At 40.9% G+C, this 17,502-nt stretch carries 11 protein-coding genes, 2 tRNA genes and 3 rRNA genes; 11 read left to right on the forward strand and 5 right to left on the reverse strand.

Annotated elements, in window-relative coordinates; translation table 11 throughout:
- Positions 1-9 precede the first annotated feature (9 nt).
- The 11 genes from ABWU87_RS01330 (at position 10) to ABWU87_RS01380 (ending at position 12,432) form a co-directional block, all read left to right on the forward strand.
- A complete protein-coding gene (locus ABWU87_RS01330; RefSeq protein WP_353332551.1) occupies positions 10-510 on the forward strand; it encodes a hypothetical protein in 501 nt (166 codons plus the stop codon).
- A gap of 411 nt (positions 511-921) precedes the next feature.
- Complete coding sequence (locus tag ABWU87_RS01335; protein WP_353332553.1) at positions 922-1,881, forward strand: SPFH domain-containing protein; 960 nt, start codon at positions 922-924, stop codon at positions 1,879-1,881.
- A gap of 106 nt (positions 1,882-1,987) precedes the next feature.
- Positions 1,988-3,310, forward strand: coding sequence for an alpha/beta hydrolase (locus ABWU87_RS01340; RefSeq protein ID WP_353332555.1), 1,323 nt, complete (start codon positions 1,988-1,990; stop codon positions 3,308-3,310).
- A gap of 22 nt (positions 3,311-3,332) precedes the next feature.
- Complete coding sequence (locus ABWU87_RS01345) at positions 3,333-3,860, forward strand: DUF1648 domain-containing protein (protein WP_353332557.1); 528 nt, start codon at positions 3,333-3,335, stop codon at positions 3,858-3,860.
- Between the two features lie 892 nt (positions 3,861-4,752).
- A 16S ribosomal RNA gene (locus tag ABWU87_RS01350) occupies positions 4,753-6,275 on the forward strand.
- A gap of 120 nt (positions 6,276-6,395) precedes the next feature.
- Positions 6,396-6,469, forward strand: a tRNA-Ile gene (locus tag ABWU87_RS01355).
- A gap of 45 nt (positions 6,470-6,514) precedes the next feature.
- A tRNA-Ala gene (locus ABWU87_RS01360) sits at positions 6,515-6,588 on the forward strand.
- A 143-nt stretch (positions 6,589-6,731) separates the two neighbouring features.
- A 23S ribosomal RNA gene (locus ABWU87_RS01365) occupies positions 6,732-9,613 on the forward strand.
- Positions 9,614-9,720: 107 nt separating this feature from the next.
- Positions 9,721-9,831, forward strand: a 5S ribosomal RNA gene (rrf, locus tag ABWU87_RS01370).
- Together the 16S, 23S and 5S rRNA genes with 2 tRNA genes alongside form the textbook arrangement of a ribosomal RNA operon.
- A 719-nt stretch (positions 9,832-10,550) precedes the next feature.
- The gene (locus ABWU87_RS01375; protein WP_353332559.1) at positions 10,551-10,916 is read left to right on the forward strand and encodes a BlaI/MecI/CopY family transcriptional regulator; all 366 of its coding nucleotides are present in this window, start codon (positions 10,551-10,553) and stop codon (positions 10,914-10,916) included.
- 25 nt (positions 10,917-10,941) lie between these two features.
- Positions 10,942-12,432, forward strand: coding sequence for a M56 family metallopeptidase (locus tag ABWU87_RS01380; protein WP_353332561.1), 1,491 nt, complete (start codon positions 10,942-10,944; stop codon positions 12,430-12,432).
- Between the two features lie 170 nt (positions 12,433-12,602).
- Here the strand turns inward: ABWU87_RS01380 and miaA are convergent, their stop codons facing one another.
- From miaA to lpxD, 5 genes are all read right to left on the reverse strand, one after another.
- A complete protein-coding gene (miaA, locus tag ABWU87_RS01385; protein ID WP_353332563.1) occupies positions 12,603-13,508 on the reverse strand; it encodes a tRNA (adenosine(37)-N6)-dimethylallyltransferase MiaA in 906 nt (301 codons plus the stop codon).
- A complete protein-coding gene (locus tag ABWU87_RS01390) occupies positions 13,508-14,068 on the reverse strand; it encodes an IS1096 element passenger TnpR family protein (RefSeq protein ID WP_353332565.1) in 561 nt (186 codons plus the stop codon). Before ABWU87_RS01390 ends, miaA begins: the two co-directional genes overlap by 1 nt.
- A 150-nt stretch (positions 14,069-14,218) precedes the next feature.
- Positions 14,219-14,986, reverse strand: a complete 768-nt coding sequence (lpxA, locus tag ABWU87_RS01395; RefSeq protein ID WP_353332567.1) for an acyl-ACP--UDP-N-acetylglucosamine O-acyltransferase — start codon at positions 14,984-14,986, stop codon at positions 14,219-14,221.
- Positions 14,987-14,995: 9 nt separating this feature from the next.
- Entirely contained in the window at positions 14,996-16,381 is a 1,386-nt protein-coding gene (locus ABWU87_RS01400; RefSeq protein WP_353332569.1) for a bifunctional UDP-3-O-[3-hydroxymyristoyl] N-acetylglucosamine deacetylase/3-hydroxyacyl-ACP dehydratase, read from the reverse strand.
- Positions 16,382-16,384: 3 nt separating this feature from the next.
- The gene (gene lpxD, locus ABWU87_RS01405) at positions 16,385-17,425 is read right to left on the reverse strand and encodes a UDP-3-O-(3-hydroxymyristoyl)glucosamine N-acyltransferase (RefSeq protein WP_353332571.1); all 1,041 of its coding nucleotides are present in this window, start codon (positions 17,423-17,425) and stop codon (positions 16,385-16,387) included.
- Positions 17,426-17,502: the final 77 nt, after the last annotated feature.

The raw sequence follows: 17,502 nt of genomic DNA on the forward strand, positions 1-17,502 counted from the left end.
TTTGAAGCAATGAAAAAACTATTCATGTCCTTAGGACTAATGCTAATTACTTCGTTGACTTTTGCCCAAAGTCCTCTACCTGTGGGAAGAACCCAACTAAATGCTGGTTTTGGATTGTCCGAATATGGCCTGCCTGTTTACATCGGATTCGATCATTCTGTACATCGGGATATTACTGTCGGCGCAGAACTTTCGTATCGTAACTGGAATGAAGATTGGGAAGGACACGATTACGACCGCAATGTGTGGGGAATTTCGGGTAATGCCAATTATCATTTTAATACTATTTTAAATATCCCTAGAAACTGGGATTTTTATGCCGGACTCAACGTTGGTTTTGATGTATGGAACTCTCCCGTCGGTTATCATGGAAGTCATACATCCGGCTTAGGGTTGGGTGCTCAGATTGGTGGACGCTATTACTTCAACAATAAAGTGGGTATTAACCTCGAAGTAGGAGGTGGCAATGAGTTCAGTGGCGGAAAAATTGGACTGACTATCAAGTTGTAGAATCGCACCTTATCAAAAAGAAGAGCTTTATTTTTTCTGTCTATACTCTCTTTTATCTTAAACGAGAGAATGACTAAGAAGAAAAATAAAGCTCTTCTTGTTTTTTCTATTTATTCAAGATGCTGTACAATAGAACTATTTTTTTCAAGCTGCTCTATATTATAGTCTGAGCTTACTTGATTAAAGTAGATATTAGTATAGAAAGGTGTATACTTAACAATTTACAATTGTGAGGTCTGCACCTTTTTAATTTATGTTTTAGCTCTTTATATGATTAATTAACCGATAAATTGATAGCGTAATATGATAAATGATGTTAACAGTGTTATTAATTGATATAAATTATTTGCTTTTCTTAATTTTATTAAACAATCTTTGCTGTAGTATGCTAATGCTTTAATTTTTAATATTATGAATAATAAAGAATCCGATTTTGAAGGTCTTAGTCTTAATGGCTTTCTGATGCTGTTTTTCAATCTTTTATTGATTGCAGCTTGTGTTGTGCTTTTCTTTTTATACGATACAACTGGCGATATTGGAATAATTGCTGGTATAGTAGGTATTATTGTCAGCTTGTTTATATTCGGTGGATTTATTCAGCTGGAGCCTAATCAGGCAAGGGCAATGGTCTTTTTTGGCAAGTATAAAGGAACTTTCAAGCGAACCGGATTCTTTTGGGTAAATCCTTTTCTCGATAAAAAGAAATTATCTCTCCGGGCACGTAATCTAGATGTACAACCCATTAAAGTGAATGACAAAACCGGGAATCCCATTATGATTGGTTTGGTGCTTGTATGGCGCCTTAAAGATACATATAAAGCAATGTTCGAAATTGATTCTCAGACCCTGGCCGAAGCCAGTGCCGGAGTTGGGCCGAATGCTACTGCAGTAGGACGTTCTGTTGCCGGACGGATGAATGCTTTCGAGAATTTTGTGAAGATTCAGAGTGACGCAGCTCTTCGTCAGGTGGCGGGACAATATGCTTATGATGATAACGAAGGTGAAGCAACTGGTTTGACTCTTCGTTCGGGTGGAGAAGAAATAAATAACCAGCTAGAACAAAAACTGAACGAACGCCTGATGATGGCTGGAATCGAGATTGTTGAAGCAAGACTTAACTATCTGGCTTATGCTCCCGAGATTGCGGCAGTAATGCTTCGTCGCCAGCAAGCATCGGCTATTATCTCAGCACGCGAGAAGATTGTTGAAGGCGCTGTTTCAATGGTAAAAATGGCTTTGAACAAACTTTCTGAGGAGAAGATTGTTGAACTAGATGAGGAGAAGAAAGCAGCTATGGTAAGCAACCTGCTAGTTGTTCTCTGTGCCGATGAGGCAGCACAGCCAATGGTAAACACCGGCATGAGCCAATAAAGAATATTAAGATTATTAACATTTAATAAATATTGAAATGATTATCGCAGCAGGAATCGTAGCATTTATTGCAGGATTGATTTTTATCTTAACAAAATAAGAAAAGATGAAAAAGGTCATTCATTTTGTTTTGCTTCTGTTCTTTCCCATTTCACTTATGGCTAGTCTACCGGACGATAAATTCCATTCGTCAGAGCAGCTGCTTCAGTACATCATGGAGGGGAAAGGAGAACAAGCGCATCTGATGCTGAGTGACAATGTGAAATCACTGATCAGCGTAGATCAGATGAATAATTTATGGAAAGGATTGGTTGCCATTGCGGGAGACTACCAGAATAAAAGCGAGTGGAAGGAACAAAATGTTTCGGGAAAAACCGTTTACTACTGTGACCTTCGTTTTTCTCATAAGACTTTACGCTGTAATACTGCTTTTGACAAGAACGGCCTGGCCACAACTCTGAACTTTGTACCATCGCCATTACAGGCACCGCCACCAATGGTTTATGTGAACGATTCGGTTATGCAGGAAAAAGGAATCAAGGTTGTAACCGGAAAGTTCGAACTCCCAGGGACACTTTGTATGCCCAAAGGAAAAACGATGGTGCCAGTGGTGATACTGGTTTCAGGCTCCGGTGCAAATGATCGGGATGAAACAATCGGTCCCAACAAACCTTTCCGTGATTTGGCTCACGGTCTTGCCAAAGAAGGCATAGCATCCATTCGCTATGATAAGCGTACACTGGTGTATGGCAATAAATCGGTTCCTGAAGGTGAAGAGCCTTCGATGGAAAATGAATATGTGCAGGATGTACTTTCAGCAGTCCGGCTTGCAAAGAATATTTCAGGAGTGGATAGTAGCCGGATTTTTATTGTGGGACATAGTCAGGGGGCATATCTCGCTCCGCGTCTGGCTCAACGTTGTAGAGATATCAAAGGGATTGTGATGATGTCGGGCAATGCAAGGCATCTGGCCGATTTATTACCAGAACAGATAGGATATCTTTATTCGCTTGATAGCCTTACTAGTGAAAAGAAAAAACAGCTGGATGATTTGAAAGTGCAGGTTGCAAATGTGAAGAAACTCGGTAAAAAGGGTTTCGATTCCGGAATTGCACTTCCATTAGGGTTGCCCGCTTCTTATTGGAAAGACATCAACGAATATAACCAGTTGAAAGTTGCTAAGTCGCTTAAATGCCCCATCTTGATTCTTCAGGGCGAACGAGATTATCAGGTAACTATGACAGATTTCTTGCTTTGGCATAAAAACTTGAATGGTAGAAAGAATGTATCTTTTCGATCGTATCCGAAGCTGAACCATCTATATATGGAGGGTACTGGTAAATCTTCTCCGACTGAATATTTTAAACCTGCCACAATTCCCGATTATGTATCTCAAGAGCTTGCTGAATGGATAAACAAGCAAAAATAAAGAATCGACAATACATACAGTGATGCTTAGAATATTTCCACCTTTCTACAAAAATCAACAGGATATTCGACTTCCACGAACTAAAGTGGATAAAATAATGGAAGCAATTGCATTGCTCTTACTGATTGCCACATGGCTATTGGCTATTATTTTCTACCCAAAATTGCCCGATGTTATTCCGGTACATTTTAATTTCGCCGGAGAAGCAGACGGGTGGGGTAGTAAGAGTCATCTTTTTATTTTGGCAGCCGTGGCTACTTTAGTTATGGCTCTTACAGGATTCAGCGCTTATTATCCTATGCGGATGACCAATCTCCGGATAAAATTCACGGAAGAGACCAAGGCGACCCAATTATTTCTTGCATCGCGACTGTTACGCACAGTCAATATCTTGATTGGGGTGCTATTTATTCTGGTTGAGTTCAGCATGGCATCTTCTCTTTTTACAGTAAAACCCAGATTGTTTTCTTTGTTAACTGGTGTAATTGTTATATTGCTGTTGCTGTCAATCCTTGTGTATTTTGCACTTGCCCGAAAATACAGGAAATAATTTAATAATAGAGATCTTATTAATCCAATTTTGATAACCCCGATTTTAATATTCCATAGAATAGCTTCTATAGACTTTTTGCTCATTTTATAACGTCTTTTACTGTTTCAACGTTTTGTTAGGTTCAGATAACTCGATGATACGTTTAGTAGAAAACAAAATATCTTAGAAAAAGAATAAGACTAAGAATATGCAAAATTTAAAAATGCTCTTAAAAACTTCTTCTTTTCTTAATTCTATGCTAAACCAGATAAAGAGTAATAGAGATATGTTATAGCTTACAAATTATAGATTAGATGCTCTTTTTTATTTTTAAGTATGGTATTATATCTCTTGAAAGATAAAAATGTAAACCGTTAGAACGACTGCGCAATAAAAAATTGGAGATAAAATATAAATTCTGCGGCATAACTCAGAAAATCCTTTAAAATTTATTTATTTGTAATTTGATAAAAATCAGTGTGTTGCAAAATAGATTGATATTTATTTCAAAAAAGAGTCACAAAAGATTTGGTTCGTATAGATAAAAGGTCTACTTTTGCACCCGCTTTGCAAGAGAAACAAGGCAGTAAGTTGACATAATGATAGCAGTTTTGCATGAGCCGATTCAGATGAAAATAAAAAAACTCTTAAAAAATTTGGAGTATATTACCTGAAGTTAGTATCTTTGCAACCGCTTTCGCCTCAGAAGTGAGGCATGAAAAATTAAAGCAACTGATCGTTCTTTGAAAAGATTTAGATATAAACAATACAAGTAGTACAAGAGCTATAATGTTTCGATGTTAATCGAGATATTTTAGTAAAAAAGATTCAAACCGTCAATATCCCTCCTTATAGGATGAGATATTAAAATAAGAATCGGAATCCTGAACAGAATTAAAAAGAAACTTTTACAATGAAGAGTTTGATCCTGGCTCAGGATGAACGCTAGCTACAGGCTTAACACATGCAAGTCGAGGGGTAGCAGGGTAGCAATACCGCTGACGACCGGCGCACGGGTGAGTAACACGTATCCAACCTTCCCATAACTCAGGGATAGCCTTTCGAAAGAAAGATTAATACCTGATGGTACTTTATTAGGGCATCCTAATTAAGTTAAAGATTTATCGGTTATGGATGGGGATGCGTTCCATTAGATAGTTGGTGAGGTAACGGCTCACCAAGTCTTCGATGGATAGGGGTTCTGAGAGGAAGGTCCCCCACATTGGTACTGAGACACGGACCAAACTCCTACGGGAGGCAGCAGTGAGGAATATTGGTCAATGGGCGCGAGCCTGAACCAGCCAAGTAGCGTGAAGGATGAAGGTCCTATGGATTGTAAACTTCTTTTATAGCAGAATAAAGTGACCCACGTGTGGGTTTTTGTATGTATGCTATGAATAAGGATCGGCTAACTCCGTGCCAGCAGCCGCGGTAATACGGAGGATCCGAGCGTTATCCGGATTTATTGGGTTTAAAGGGTGCGTAGGCGGAAAGATAAGTCAGCCTGTGAAAGTTTGCGGCTCAACCGTAAAATTGCAGTTGATACTGTTTTTCTTGAGTGTACATAAGGTAGGCGGAATTCGTGGTGTAGCGGTGAAATGCTTAGATATCACGAAGAACTCCGATTGCGAAGGCAGCTTACCGGGGTACAACTGACGCTGATGCACGAAAGTGTGGGTATCAAACAGGATTAGATACCCTGGTAGTCCACACAGTAAACGATGAATACTCGCTGTTTGCGATATACAGTAAGCGGCCAAGCGAAAGCATTAAGTATTCCACCTGGGGAGTACGCCGGCAACGGTGAAACTCAAAGGAATTGACGGGGGCCCGCACAAGCGGAGGAACATGTGGTTTAATTCGATGATACGCGAGGAACCTTACCCGGGCTTAAATTGCAGATGAATATGGTGGAAACATCATAGCCAGCAATGGCATCTGTGAAGGTGCTGCATGGTTGTCGTCAGCTCGTGCCGTGAGGTGTCGGCTTAAGTGCCATAACGAGCGCAACCCTTATCGATAGTTACTAACAGGTCATGCTGAGGACTCTATTGAGACTGCCGTCGTAAGATGTGAGGAAGGTGGGGATGACGTCAAATCAGCACGGCCCTTACGTCCGGGGCTACACACGTGTTACAATGGAGGGTACAGAAGGTCGCTACCTGGCAACAGGATGCTAATCTCCAAAACCCTTCTCAGTTCGGATTGGAGTCTGCAACCCGACTCCATGAAGCTGGATTCGCTAGTAATCGCGCATCAGCCACGGCGCGGTGAATACGTTCCCGGGCCTTGTACACACCGCCCGTCAAGCCATGGGAGCCGGGGGTACCTGAAGTACGTAACCGCAAGGAGCGTCCTAGGGTAAAACTGGTGACTGGGGCTAAGTCGTAACAAGGTAGCCGTACCGGAAGGTGCGGCTGGAACACCTCCTTTCTGGAGCGATTCCGTTCTTGGTTTGGATTTCTTGTACTACGGTATATTGTTTAATTTAAAATATAGATTTTAAGAGATAAAGAAAGAAGCCGGGCCGAAAGGCAGGCGGTTTTGAACGACAGTCCTATAGCTCAGTTGGTTAGAGCGCTACACTGATAATGTAGAGGTCGGCAGTTCAACTCTGCCTGGGACTACGAATAATGAGGAAGCACCACAGCGGAAAGCTTCTGAATGATTTCGGGGGATTAGCTCAGCTGGCTAGAGCACCTGCCTTGCACGCAGGGGGTCAACGGTTCGAATCCGTTATTCTCCACAAAAGAGATTCATTTCTCGACAAGATCTTTGACATGATGTACAAAAGCAAATAAAGAAGTAACTTTTTTGAGAAAAAAAGAGCTGAAAGTATATATCGAACCATACGCGGCATGATCAGCAATGTGAATGCCGGTTTGTTTGAAGAAAGTAAGCAAGGGCGCATGGCGGATGCCTTGGCTCTCGGAGGCGATGAAGGACGTGATAAGCTGCGATAAGCTTCGGGTAGGTGCAAATAACCATTGATCCGAAGATTTCCGAATGGGACAACCCAATATCCTGAAGGGATATTATCCATCATAGATGGAGGCGAACGCAGGGAACTGAAACATCTTAGTACCTGTAGGAGAAGAAAATAAATGAATGATTCCGTAAGTAGTGGCGAGCGAACGCGGATTAGCCCAAACCATAGATGTTACGGCATTTATGGGGTTGTAGGACCACGTTGTTGGACTTACATTAGAGAATGGAAGACTCTGGAAAGTGTCACCATAGAGCATGATAGTTGCGTACATGAATCTAATGTATACCATAGTGGTATCCTGAGTAGCGCGGAGCACGAGGAATTCTGCGTGAATCTGCCGGGACCATCCGGTAAGGCTAAATACTCCCGAGAGACCGATAGTGAACCAGTACTGTGAAGGAAAGGTGAAAAGCACTTCGAATAGAAGAGTGAAATAGTCCCTGAAACCATGCGCCTACAAGCGGTCGGAGCAGCTTTTAGCTGTGACGGCGTGCCTTTTGCATAATGAACCTACGAGTTACTGTCACTGGCAAGGTTAAGAAACTAAGTTTTGCAGCCGAAGCGAAAGCGAGTCTTAATAGGGCGTTTTTAGTCAGTGGTAGTAGACGCGAAACCAAGTGATCTACCCATGGTCAGGTTGAAGGTTAGGTAACACTAACTGGAGGACCGAACCGATAAGCGTTGAAAAGCTTCCGGATGAACTGTGGGTGGGGGTGAAAGGCTAATCAAACTTGGAGATAGCTCGTACTCCCCGAAATGCATTTAGGTGCAGCCTTGATAATTACTAATGTGAGGTAGAGCGACTGATAAGATGCGAGGGCTTCGCCGCCTATCAAGTCTTGATAAACTCCGAATGCGCATTAGTTTAATATCAGGAGTGAGGGCATGGGTGCTAAGGTCCGTGCCCGAGAGGAGAAGAATCCAGACCATCAGCTAAGGTCCCGAAATAATTGCTCAGTTGAACTAACGAAGTCAGATTGCTAAGACAGCTAGGATGTTGGCTTGGAAGCAGCCATTCATTTAAAGAGTGCGTAACAGCTCACTAGTCGAGGAGTTTGGCGTGGATAATAATCGGGCATAAGCAATTTACCGAAGCTATGGAACCAGTAATGGTTGGTAGGGGAGCATTCCACTCAGCGTTGAATGTGGAGCGTGAGCTCTGCTGGAGCGTGTGGAAAAGCAAATGTAGGTATAAGTAACGATAAAGGGGGTGAGAAACCCCCTCGCCGAAAGACTAAGGTTTCCTGATCAACGCTAATCGGATCAGGGTTAGTCGGGTCCTAAGGTGTAGCCGAATGGCGAAGCCGATGGCAGAAAGGGTTAATATTCCCTTACTACCTTAAGGAGTGACGTGGAGACGGAGGCGTGACAGTGCCGCCAGCTGACGGAATAGCTGGTTGAAGGGTGTAGATATTAGATTTCCAGGCAAATCCGGAAGACTAGTCGAACCTGATAGTACCGAGAGCCCTTGTGGTGATTGGATAGTGCATGTAAGCATACTCCCGAGAAAATCCGCTAAACTTAATCCTTAAGGTACCCGTACCGTAAACGGACACACGTAGTCGGGTTGAATATACTAAGGCGCTTGAGTGAATCACGGTTAAGGAACTAGGCAAATTGACCCTGTAACTTCGGGATAAAGGGTCCCTCAGCAATGAGGGCGCAGAGAATAGGTCCAGGCAACTGTTTAACAAAAACACAGGGCTATGCAAAATTGAAAGATCACGTATATAGCCTGACACCTGCCCGGTGCTGGAAGGTTAAGAGGAGATGTCATCGCAAGAGAAGCGTTGAATTGAAGCCCCAGTAAACGGCGGCCGTAACTATAACGGTCCTAAGGTAGCGAAATTCCTTGTCGGGTAAGTTCCGACCTGCACGAATGGTGTAATGATCTGGACACTGTCTCAACCGTGAGCTCAGTGAAATTGTAGTATCGGTGAAGATGCCGATTACCCGCGATGGGACGAAAAGACCCCGTGAACCTTTACTATAGCTTAACATTGAATTTGGGTAATTGATGTGTAGGATAGGCCGGAGGCTTTGAAGCAGGCACGCCAGTGTTTGTGGAGCCGCTGTTGAAATACGGCCCTTTGATTATTTGAGTTCTAACTCGTGGTTACGAGGACACTGTTTGGTGGGTAGTTTGACTGGGGTGGTCGCCTCCAAAAGTGTAACGGAGGCTTCTAAAGGTACCCTCAGGACGATTGGTAACCGTCCGCAGAGTGTAATGGCATAAGGGTGCTTGACTGGGAGACCGACAAGTCGATCAGGTAGGAAACTAGAGCATAGTGATCCGGTGTTTCCGTATGGAAGGGACATCGCTCAAAGGATAAAAGGTACTCCGGGGATAACAGGCTGATCGCTCCCAAGAGCTCATATCGACGGAGCGGTTTGGCACCTCGATGTCGGCTCGTCACATCCTGGGGCTGGAGAAGGTCCCAAGGGTTGGGCTGTTCGCCCATTAAAGTGGCACGCGAGCTGGGTTCAGAACGTCGTGAGACAGTTCGGTCTCTATCTATCGTGGGCGTATGAAATTTGCGTGGCTCTGACACTAGTACGAGAGGACCGTGTTGGACTGACCGCTGGTTTACCGGTTGTGCCGCCAGGTGCATCGCCGGGTATCTAAGTCGGGATTGGATAAGTGCTGAAAGCATCTAAGTACGAAGCCAGCCACAAGATTAGATTTCTTAGGGTCGTTGAAGACGACAACGTTGATAGGCTGCAGGTGTAAAGACAGTAATGTCAAAGCCGAGCAGTACTAATTGCCCGTACACTTTCTTCGAGCCTTTGTATGGTTGGCTATATGTTTTGCTCTTTTATTGATAAAAGGGCTTCTTTATTGCTTTTGCATTGTGTTATCTTAATAGAGAGTAAGATCTTTAAAAATATTAAGGTGGCTATAGCATCAGGGTTCCACCTCTTCCCATTCCGAACAGAGAAGTTAAGCCTGATCACGCCGATGGTACTGCGTAACAGTGGGAGAGTAGGTAGCCGCCGTTTTATCCGAGTCCCGGTCATGGAAACATGGTCGGGACTTTTTTTTGGTGCTACATATCATAACCGCTTGCGCCGGATGGCAGAAAAATTGTTGTACAAGAACCAACGCTTTGTATACTCGGAAACAAGACTGAATCACGAACAAAAGGGAGGATTTTAAGCATTATTCGAGTCTCCATACATTAGAAATCATTATCCTTTATTGTAGCCAATTGATGTGTGTAAGTATTTTGATTGTTTCTTGCATTAAAAAGATGTTAGAAAGGACAAGAACGCGGTTATACTTATCGTTACTTGCTAAGAGGTCTACTGAAGAATGTAGATCTATTCCTTTGGCGATAAAAAATGATAATGGTAACAATTAAGAGTTGTAATCTGAAATTTATAATTTCGTCAATTTGATTATTTGATACCTAATGGCTTATTCGCCAATTTGTAATTGAGGACCTTTTGTATATACTCTATAATCTCTTTTTTCTAGTAGGGATGAAACAAACAATCTCTTCATACCGTTTGAACCAGCCTTTCATAAATCTTTCTTTAACTTGTGAATTAAGTTTGAAATAGAATATAATGCGCTGTTTATCAGTGTTTGTATTCTTATTTAATAAGTTGAATGTTGTTTTATAGTTATTATAACTATGACCTTTAGTTTTAATTAACTATAAAAATTAGTTCTATAACTAAAACATTTAGTTTATTTGCATTAAAGTAAATACGCTATGAAAGGATTAACAAGTAAAGAAGAAGAAATTATGGGTTTTTTCTGGGAGAAAGGCCCGTTGTTTGTGAAGCAGATGCTGGACTTCTATGAAGAGCCCAAACCGCATTTCAATACATTATCCACCATTGTCCGAGGATTGGAGGAAAAGAAATATTTAAGTCATGAAACGTTTGGAAATACCTATCAATACTTTGCAATAGTAAGTGAAGAAGATTACCGCAAAGGGACATTGAGAAATGTTATTAGTAAGTATTTCAATAATTCATATCTGGGTGCAGTTTCTTCATTGATTGAAGAAGAAGATATATCTCTTGACGATCTAAAAGATCTGATTAAGAAAGTGGAGAAGGCGCATCAAAAGTAGAAAAAGACCTAATACGTAAAATACCATGGGAACCTTCTTTGTCTATATACTAAAGTCATCTATCTGTCTGACTATATTTTATCTGTTTTACAGGCTGCTTCTCAGTCGTGAAACGTTTCATCGGTTTAACCGGATTGCATTGCTGGGAATTCTGGGGTTGTCATTGCTTATTCCTTTATGTGAAGTGACTATAGAACAACCGAAGACAATGATAGACTGGCAGCAACTGATTATGATGGCCGATAATTCCAATATACAAGCAGTAAATGTGAAAACGCCTTCTGTTTCGTGGAGTGAGGTCATCCTGCTGTGCTATCTGGTTGGTTTATTTTTCTTCTTTTTCCGGATTCTCTATTCTCTTGCAATTGTTACACGGTTGTTGAAATCTGGCCAAAGAAAAACATTAGAAAACGGAATTATTCTGATTGTTCACCAGAATCATAAAATGGCCCCTTTTAGTTGGATGAGGTATGTTGTTATTTCCAGTGTAGACTTGCAAGAGAGTGGGAGGGAAATCTTAATTCATGAAATTGCTCACATAAAAAACCGTCATTCAATGGATCTGCTTGTTGCAGAGTTCTGTACCTTTTTCCACTGGTTTAATCCAGCTGCCTGGCTGATGAAGCAGGAAATACAGAATATACACGAGTATGAAGCGGACGAAACGGTCATCAATCAAGGCATCGATGCAAAACAATATCAGTTATTATTAATCAAAAAAGCTGTCGGCACAAGGCTCTACTCTATGGCCAACAGCTTTAATCACAGCAAACTAAAAAAAAGAATTACTATGATGTTAAAAGAAAAATCAAATCCGTGGGCACGGGTGAAGTACCTCTATGTACTTCCGTTGGCAGCTTTAGCTGTTGCCGCTTTTGCCCGTCCCGAAATCTCTGGAAAATTAAATGAGATTTCTGCAGTCGAAGTTAATGATTTATCTGCAGTTGTGAAAGGGTATTCTGGAAATAATATTTCCGATGAGGAGGCTCCTGATAATCAAAAACAAGCACAACTTGTTCTCAACGGAAAACTAGTTCCTACTGATACTGCTAGTCGAAAGAATCAAATAGCATGTGATACCACTACAGGTTCTTACAAAACTAAAAATGCTTGGAACGCTGTGGATAAGCTGTTATCAACTAAAAGTTCGGAAGCAGATCCCTTGATTCTCGTTGACGAGAAAGAGATTACAAAAGAGAGGTTAGATGTGTTGGATCCAGAAAAAATTGAATCTATTTCTGTTTTAAAGGATAAATCTGCAGCGTCAGTGTATGGTGAAAAGGGAAAGAATGGAGTTGTGCTAATAAGAACGAAAGATTCTTCAAAGGGTGGTGTTGTCAATCTTTCTTCTCAGCCATTGGTTGTTATGGATGGAATAGAATTGTCTTATGACACTTTTCAAACAATCAATCCGGAAAACATCGAATCTATTTCTGTTTTAAAGGATAAGGCTGCAACTTCAATATATGGTGAGAAGGGCAAAAATGGAGTTATAATCATTGTTACTAAAAAATAGAACTGCTGATACGATGTATGCCTCTAAACAATTCAGGTAGACAGAGCACTTCTGTTTACTCCTTAAGTAATTGAAAAGGTTTGGGGAAGACAATCAATATCCTCATCCTGAAATATCAAAAGAGTATTTTATCAATTTGATTATCTGATGCTTAATGGCTTATTTTTCAATTAGTCATTAAGCATCTTTTGTATATAATCCATGATTTCCGTTTCCTGATCAGGGTGAAACCAGACAATCTCCTCGTCTCGTTTGAACCAGGTCATTTGTTTGCGGGAGTAGATGCGGGAGTTTTGTTTGATCTTCTCAATAGCGAAAGGAAGTTCCCAGTAGCCATCGAAGTAATTAAAAAGCTCTTTGTATCCTACTGTATTCAGAGAATTCAGATGTTTGTAAGGATAGACCTTTCTGGCCTCTTCCAGTAGGCCTTCTTCCATCATGATATCCACCCTTCGGTTGATACGTTCATAAAGCTCTTCCCGATCACGAGTAAGACCTATTTTCAAGATATGGAAAGGCCTTTCTTTCGCACTTCGCGTACGGAAGGAGGTATAGGTCTTTCCTGTCATATAGCAAATCTCCAGCGCATGAATCACTCGCTTTGGATTTTTAAGATCAACAATATTATAATAATCAGGATCAAGAAGTTTTAACTCTGAACAGAGGTTTTCTAAACCTTCTGTTTCATATTTTTGAAGTAGTAGTTCGCGGGTATCTTTATCAACTGTGGGTATATCATCTATTCCTTTGCAGACGGCGTCGATGTACATCATTGACCCGCCAGTCATCACCACCACATCTTTTGTCTGAAATAGTTTTTCTAGAAGTAGTAAGACATCAGCTTCGTATTGTGCGGCACTGTAATAATCAGTCAATTTAAGTGTGCCAATAAAATAATGAGGAGCTTTGCTGAGCTGTTCCATGGTTGGAGCAGCCGTTCCAATTTTGAGATCGGCATACAGCTGTCGGGAATCGGAAGATATAATGGGTGAACCAAAATGATCGGCCAAATATAAACTAAGTTCCGTTTTTCCGACACCTGTAGGCCCTATAAGAACAAGTAAAGTTTTACTCATTAATAGCTATCTTTGTCGAAAGAGTTATCGGCAATTTCATTTGTGTCGATGTCAAAACCCTCTGCATCAAAATCTTCTGAATCATAACTCTCGTCGCCATAAAAGTTCTCATCTAAATCTATGGAGGTATTGGCTGCAGTCATCTCTTCGAAGTCTATCATCTGCTTCGGAGCTTCACCTGCTTTTTTTGTGCAAGCAGCTGTTTTCAGGTCTTTTCCGGTAATGATTTCTGTAAGTTCTATGAAGAAAGAACGTTCTGTCATGTAATCGAATACATAGATGAGTTTTTGTTTTTCATCCTCAATAAGGTCGCTGAGAAGGGTATCTTTCATGATCCAGTTATCTTCGTCAGAGCTCTTGTCCATATCTTCCAAGGTAATTTCTTTCTCTTTCTCCCAGTCATCATCGCAGATAAAGAAGGATGTCATCTGATCATCCGCATATCCAACTGATTTGATAATTGCTTCGTGGAAATCGTAGAATGTAGCTTCCGAATCAATCTGTATCTCTCTGACAAAATCGTCAATTTCATCAGATATAATTGTAAATCTGTATACCATAGTCTTTTCGCATTAATGATGGTGTAAAATTAGTAAAAATATAAAGAAGTGCAATAATAAACCATTATTGCTTCATAAAAAAAGAGGGAAGAGGTATCTTCAGGATACTCTTCCCCTTTCTGCTGAATATAAACCTTACTATAGCAATGTTTATTTTATTATTCCTCTTTGTGAATTTTCAATGAAATTGATAATGTATTCTATTTCTGGGCAAGCAGGAATTTCCTCCTTTACTTTGACAAGAGCATCTTTAATGTTCAGACCGCTTTGATAAATAATGCGGTAAGTATTGTGGATGTTTTCTATCAGTTCATTAGAGAAACCGTGTCTGCGAAGTCCTACAATATTAATCCCGGAGTAAGTAATCGGATCACGTCCAGCAATAATATAGGGAGGTATGTCCTTACTGAAACGAGAACCACCCTGTATCATCACATAACTACCTACGTGGCAGAACTGATGCATAAGTACAGCTGCACTAACAATTGCATTATCATCGATGACGATTTCGCCTGCCATTTTTGTGGAATTTCCAATTATACATCTGCTCCCGACTAAAGCATCGTGAGCTACGTGAACTCCTTCCATTAGTAGGTTGTTACTACCCACTATTGTTTTGCCTTTGGCTGCAGTCCCGCGGTTAATGGTTACATTTTCACGAATCAGGTTGTTGTCTCCTATTTCGGCAGTCGTATCTTCTCCCTTAAATTTCAGATCCTGAGGAATGGCACTGATCACTGCTCCCGGGAAAAACGTATTTCCATTACCTATGCGTGCTCCAGATAAGATGCTGACATTGGACATAATCTTATTGTTATTGCCGATTACAACATTCTTATCGATAAAGACAAAAGGAGCAATCTCTACGTTTTCGCCTATTTGAGCTTCCGGATGTATATATGCTAAAGGACTAATCATCTAATTTTATTATTTGTTCTTAACAATTTGTGCCATGAATTCTGCTTCACTAACCACTGTCTCTCCAACGAAAGCATAACCTTTCATAGTAGATATACCTCTACGGATAGGAGCAAGCAGTTCGAGCCTGAAAATCAAGGTATCACCTGGAACTACTTTCTGACGGAATTTAACCGAGTCGATTTTCATGAAGTAAGTAGAATATCTTTCAGGATCATCTACTGAGTTCAGAACAAGCAATCCTCCGGTCTGTGCCATAGCTTCTACCTGCAGTACGCCTGGCATAACCGGCTCCTGAGGAAAGTGTCCCTGGAAAAATGGTTCGTTTCCTGTGATATTTTTAACTCCGACTATATGAGTAGGTCCTACTTCGATAATCTTGTCTACCAGTAAGAAAGGATAGCGATGAGGTAATAGCTCGCGAATGCGGTTCACATCCATTACAGGAGCCTCATTGCAATTGTAGATTGGAGCTTGTACTTCGTGCTGTCTGATTTCTTTCCTCATCTGACGGGCAAACTTATTATTGATAGTATGTCCCGGACGAGTAGCAATGATGCGGCCTTTTATAGGACGGCCAATCAGTGCCAAGTCACCAATGATGTCGAGCAGCTTGTGACGTGCAGGTTCATTGTCCCACACAAGCGGTTTGTGGTTAATATATCCCAATTGATTGGCATCTTTATGAGGAACACTCATAATGTCGGCCAGCTGATCCAATTTTTCTTGTGAGAGCTGACGTTCGTAAATCACGATTGCATTGTCCAGGTCACCGCCTTTAATTAAGCCTGCTGAAAGCAATGGTTCAATTTCGCGAACGAAAACGAAAGTTCTGCTTTGAGCGATTTCTGTTGGGAAATCCTGCATGTTTTCCAACGTTGCAAACTGGTTTGGGATAATTTTTGAGTCGTATGAGATAAGCACATTTACACTGAATTTATCATCTGGAAGAACAACGATGGAAGACCCTGTTTCTTCATCTTTAAATTCAATCTTATGCTTGATGATATAGAAATCTTTTACTGCTGTCTGTTCTTCAATGCCAACTTTCTCAATTCCCTGTACGTATGCAATAGCGCTACCATCAAGAATTGGGAATTCAGGACCGTTTACCTGGATAAGACAGTTGTCGATTCCTGCTGCATAAAGAGCTGCCATGCCGTGCTCAACCGTACTGACTTTCACTCCTCCTTTAGCAAGAACAGTGCCACGAGTTGTTTCTACTACATTTTCTGCTATTGCATCAATAACTGGTTGTCCTTCTAAATCGATTCGCTGAATCTTATACCCGTGATTTTCCGGTGCCGGATTAAATGTAACAGTCAGATCAAGTCCAGTGTGAAGACCTTTTCCTCTTAGTGAAAAGCTATCTTTTAGAGTCTTTTGTTTCAACATTGGTTACTTATTTATTTGTTTTTTTAGTTCAATTATCTCTTTCTCTAGATTATTCAGAGCTTTATACATCTCTGGCAATTTTTTGTATACCACAGACGATTTAAAAAATTGTTTTGCATCAATTGCGGGTGTTCCCAATATATTTGAGTTTGAAGGAACATTTCCTGGAATGCCAGCCTGAGCTCCTATACCTACTTTATTACCAACTTTAATGTGTCCGGCAAGTCCCGCCTGACCGCCAAACATACACCATTCGCCGACTTTGGTTGATCCGGCAATACCTACCTGAGCGGCCATAACAGTGTGTGAACCTATTTCATCATTATGAGCTATTTGGATAAGATTATCCAGTTTCACTCCTTTATGAATAATTGTAGCACCCATGGTTGCTCTGTCTATACAAGTATTTGCACCAATCTCTACATCATCTTCCAATATAACAATGCCAATCTGAGGAATCTTTGAGTACCCCTCTGCTGTTGGAGCAAAACCGAATCCATCAGCACCAATTACGCAACCGGCATGTAAAATGCAGTTATTTCCGATACGACAGTCGTGATAAATAGTAACATGTGGATAGAATATGCAGTTGTCGCCTACTTTTGCGCCGGCACCAACTGTAACATGTGAATGAATCATTGCATTGTCGCCAATTACAACATTATCTTCTATACATGCAAAAGGCGCGATATATGCATTTTTACCTATTTTTGCTGTAGGAGATATATAAGCTAATGAATCAATTCCTGTTTTCTTAGGTTTGCTCATCTCGTAAAGGGTGAGCAGTTTAGAAAGGCTTTCGTAAGCATTGTCAACTTTTATAAGGGTAGCCTTAATTTCTTGTTCTGGAACAAAATCTCTGTTAACTAAGACAATGCTTGATTGAGTATCATATATATAATGGGTATACTTGGGATTGGAAAGAAATGAGATTGCTCCGGGAACTCCTTCTTCAATCTTAGCGAAGGTATGAACGCAGGCATTTTCATCTCCAATTATCTCTCCTTGAATAAATTCTGCAATTTGTTTAGCCGAAAATTCCATGTTTATATTGTTGAATGATTCTAAACTTTTTCATTAACGTTAAATGGAGATTACATTTCTATGTATATGACCATTGG

The organism is Bacteroides sedimenti (assembly GCF_040365225.1).
Lineage (GTDB): Bacteria > Bacteroidota > Bacteroidia > Bacteroidales > Bacteroidaceae > Bacteroides > Bacteroides sedimenti.

What these genes read in the sequence shown, in the direction of transcription:
- lpxA (WP_353332567.1), bottom strand. Translation starts at nt 14,986, where the DNA reads ATGATTAGTCCTTTAGCATATATACATCCGGAAGCTCAAATAGGCGAA.
- ABWU87_RS01375 (WP_353332559.1), top strand. Translation starts at nt 10,551, where the DNA reads ATGAAAGGATTAACAAGTAAAGAAGAAGAAATTATGGGTTTTTTCTGG.
- ABWU87_RS01345 (WP_353332557.1), top strand. Translation starts at nt 3,333, where the DNA reads ATGCTTAGAATATTTCCACCTTTCTACAAAAATCAACAGGATATTCGA.
- ABWU87_RS01390 (WP_353332565.1), bottom strand. Translation starts at nt 14,068, where the DNA reads ATGGTATACAGATTTACAATTATATCTGATGAAATTGACGATTTTGTC.
- ABWU87_RS01400 (WP_353332569.1), bottom strand. Translation starts at nt 16,381, where the DNA reads ATGTTGAAACAAAAGACTCTAAAAGATAGCTTTTCACTAAGAGGAAAA.
- ABWU87_RS01340 (WP_353332555.1), top strand. Translation starts at nt 1,988, where the DNA reads ATGAAAAAGGTCATTCATTTTGTTTTGCTTCTGTTCTTTCCCATTTCA.
- ABWU87_RS01335 (WP_353332553.1), top strand. Translation starts at nt 922, where the DNA reads ATGAATAATAAAGAATCCGATTTTGAAGGTCTTAGTCTTAATGGCTTT.
- ABWU87_RS01330 (WP_353332551.1), top strand. Translation starts at nt 10, where the DNA reads ATGAAAAAACTATTCATGTCCTTAGGACTAATGCTAATTACTTCGTTG.
- ABWU87_RS01380 (WP_353332561.1), top strand. Translation starts at nt 10,942, where the DNA reads ATGGGAACCTTCTTTGTCTATATACTAAAGTCATCTATCTGTCTGACT.
- lpxD (WP_353332571.1), bottom strand. Translation starts at nt 17,425, where the DNA reads ATGGAATTTTCGGCTAAACAAATTGCAGAATTTATTCAAGGAGAGATA.
- miaA (WP_353332563.1), bottom strand. Translation starts at nt 13,508, where the DNA reads ATGAGTAAAACTTTACTTGTTCTTATAGGGCCTACAGGTGTCGGAAAA.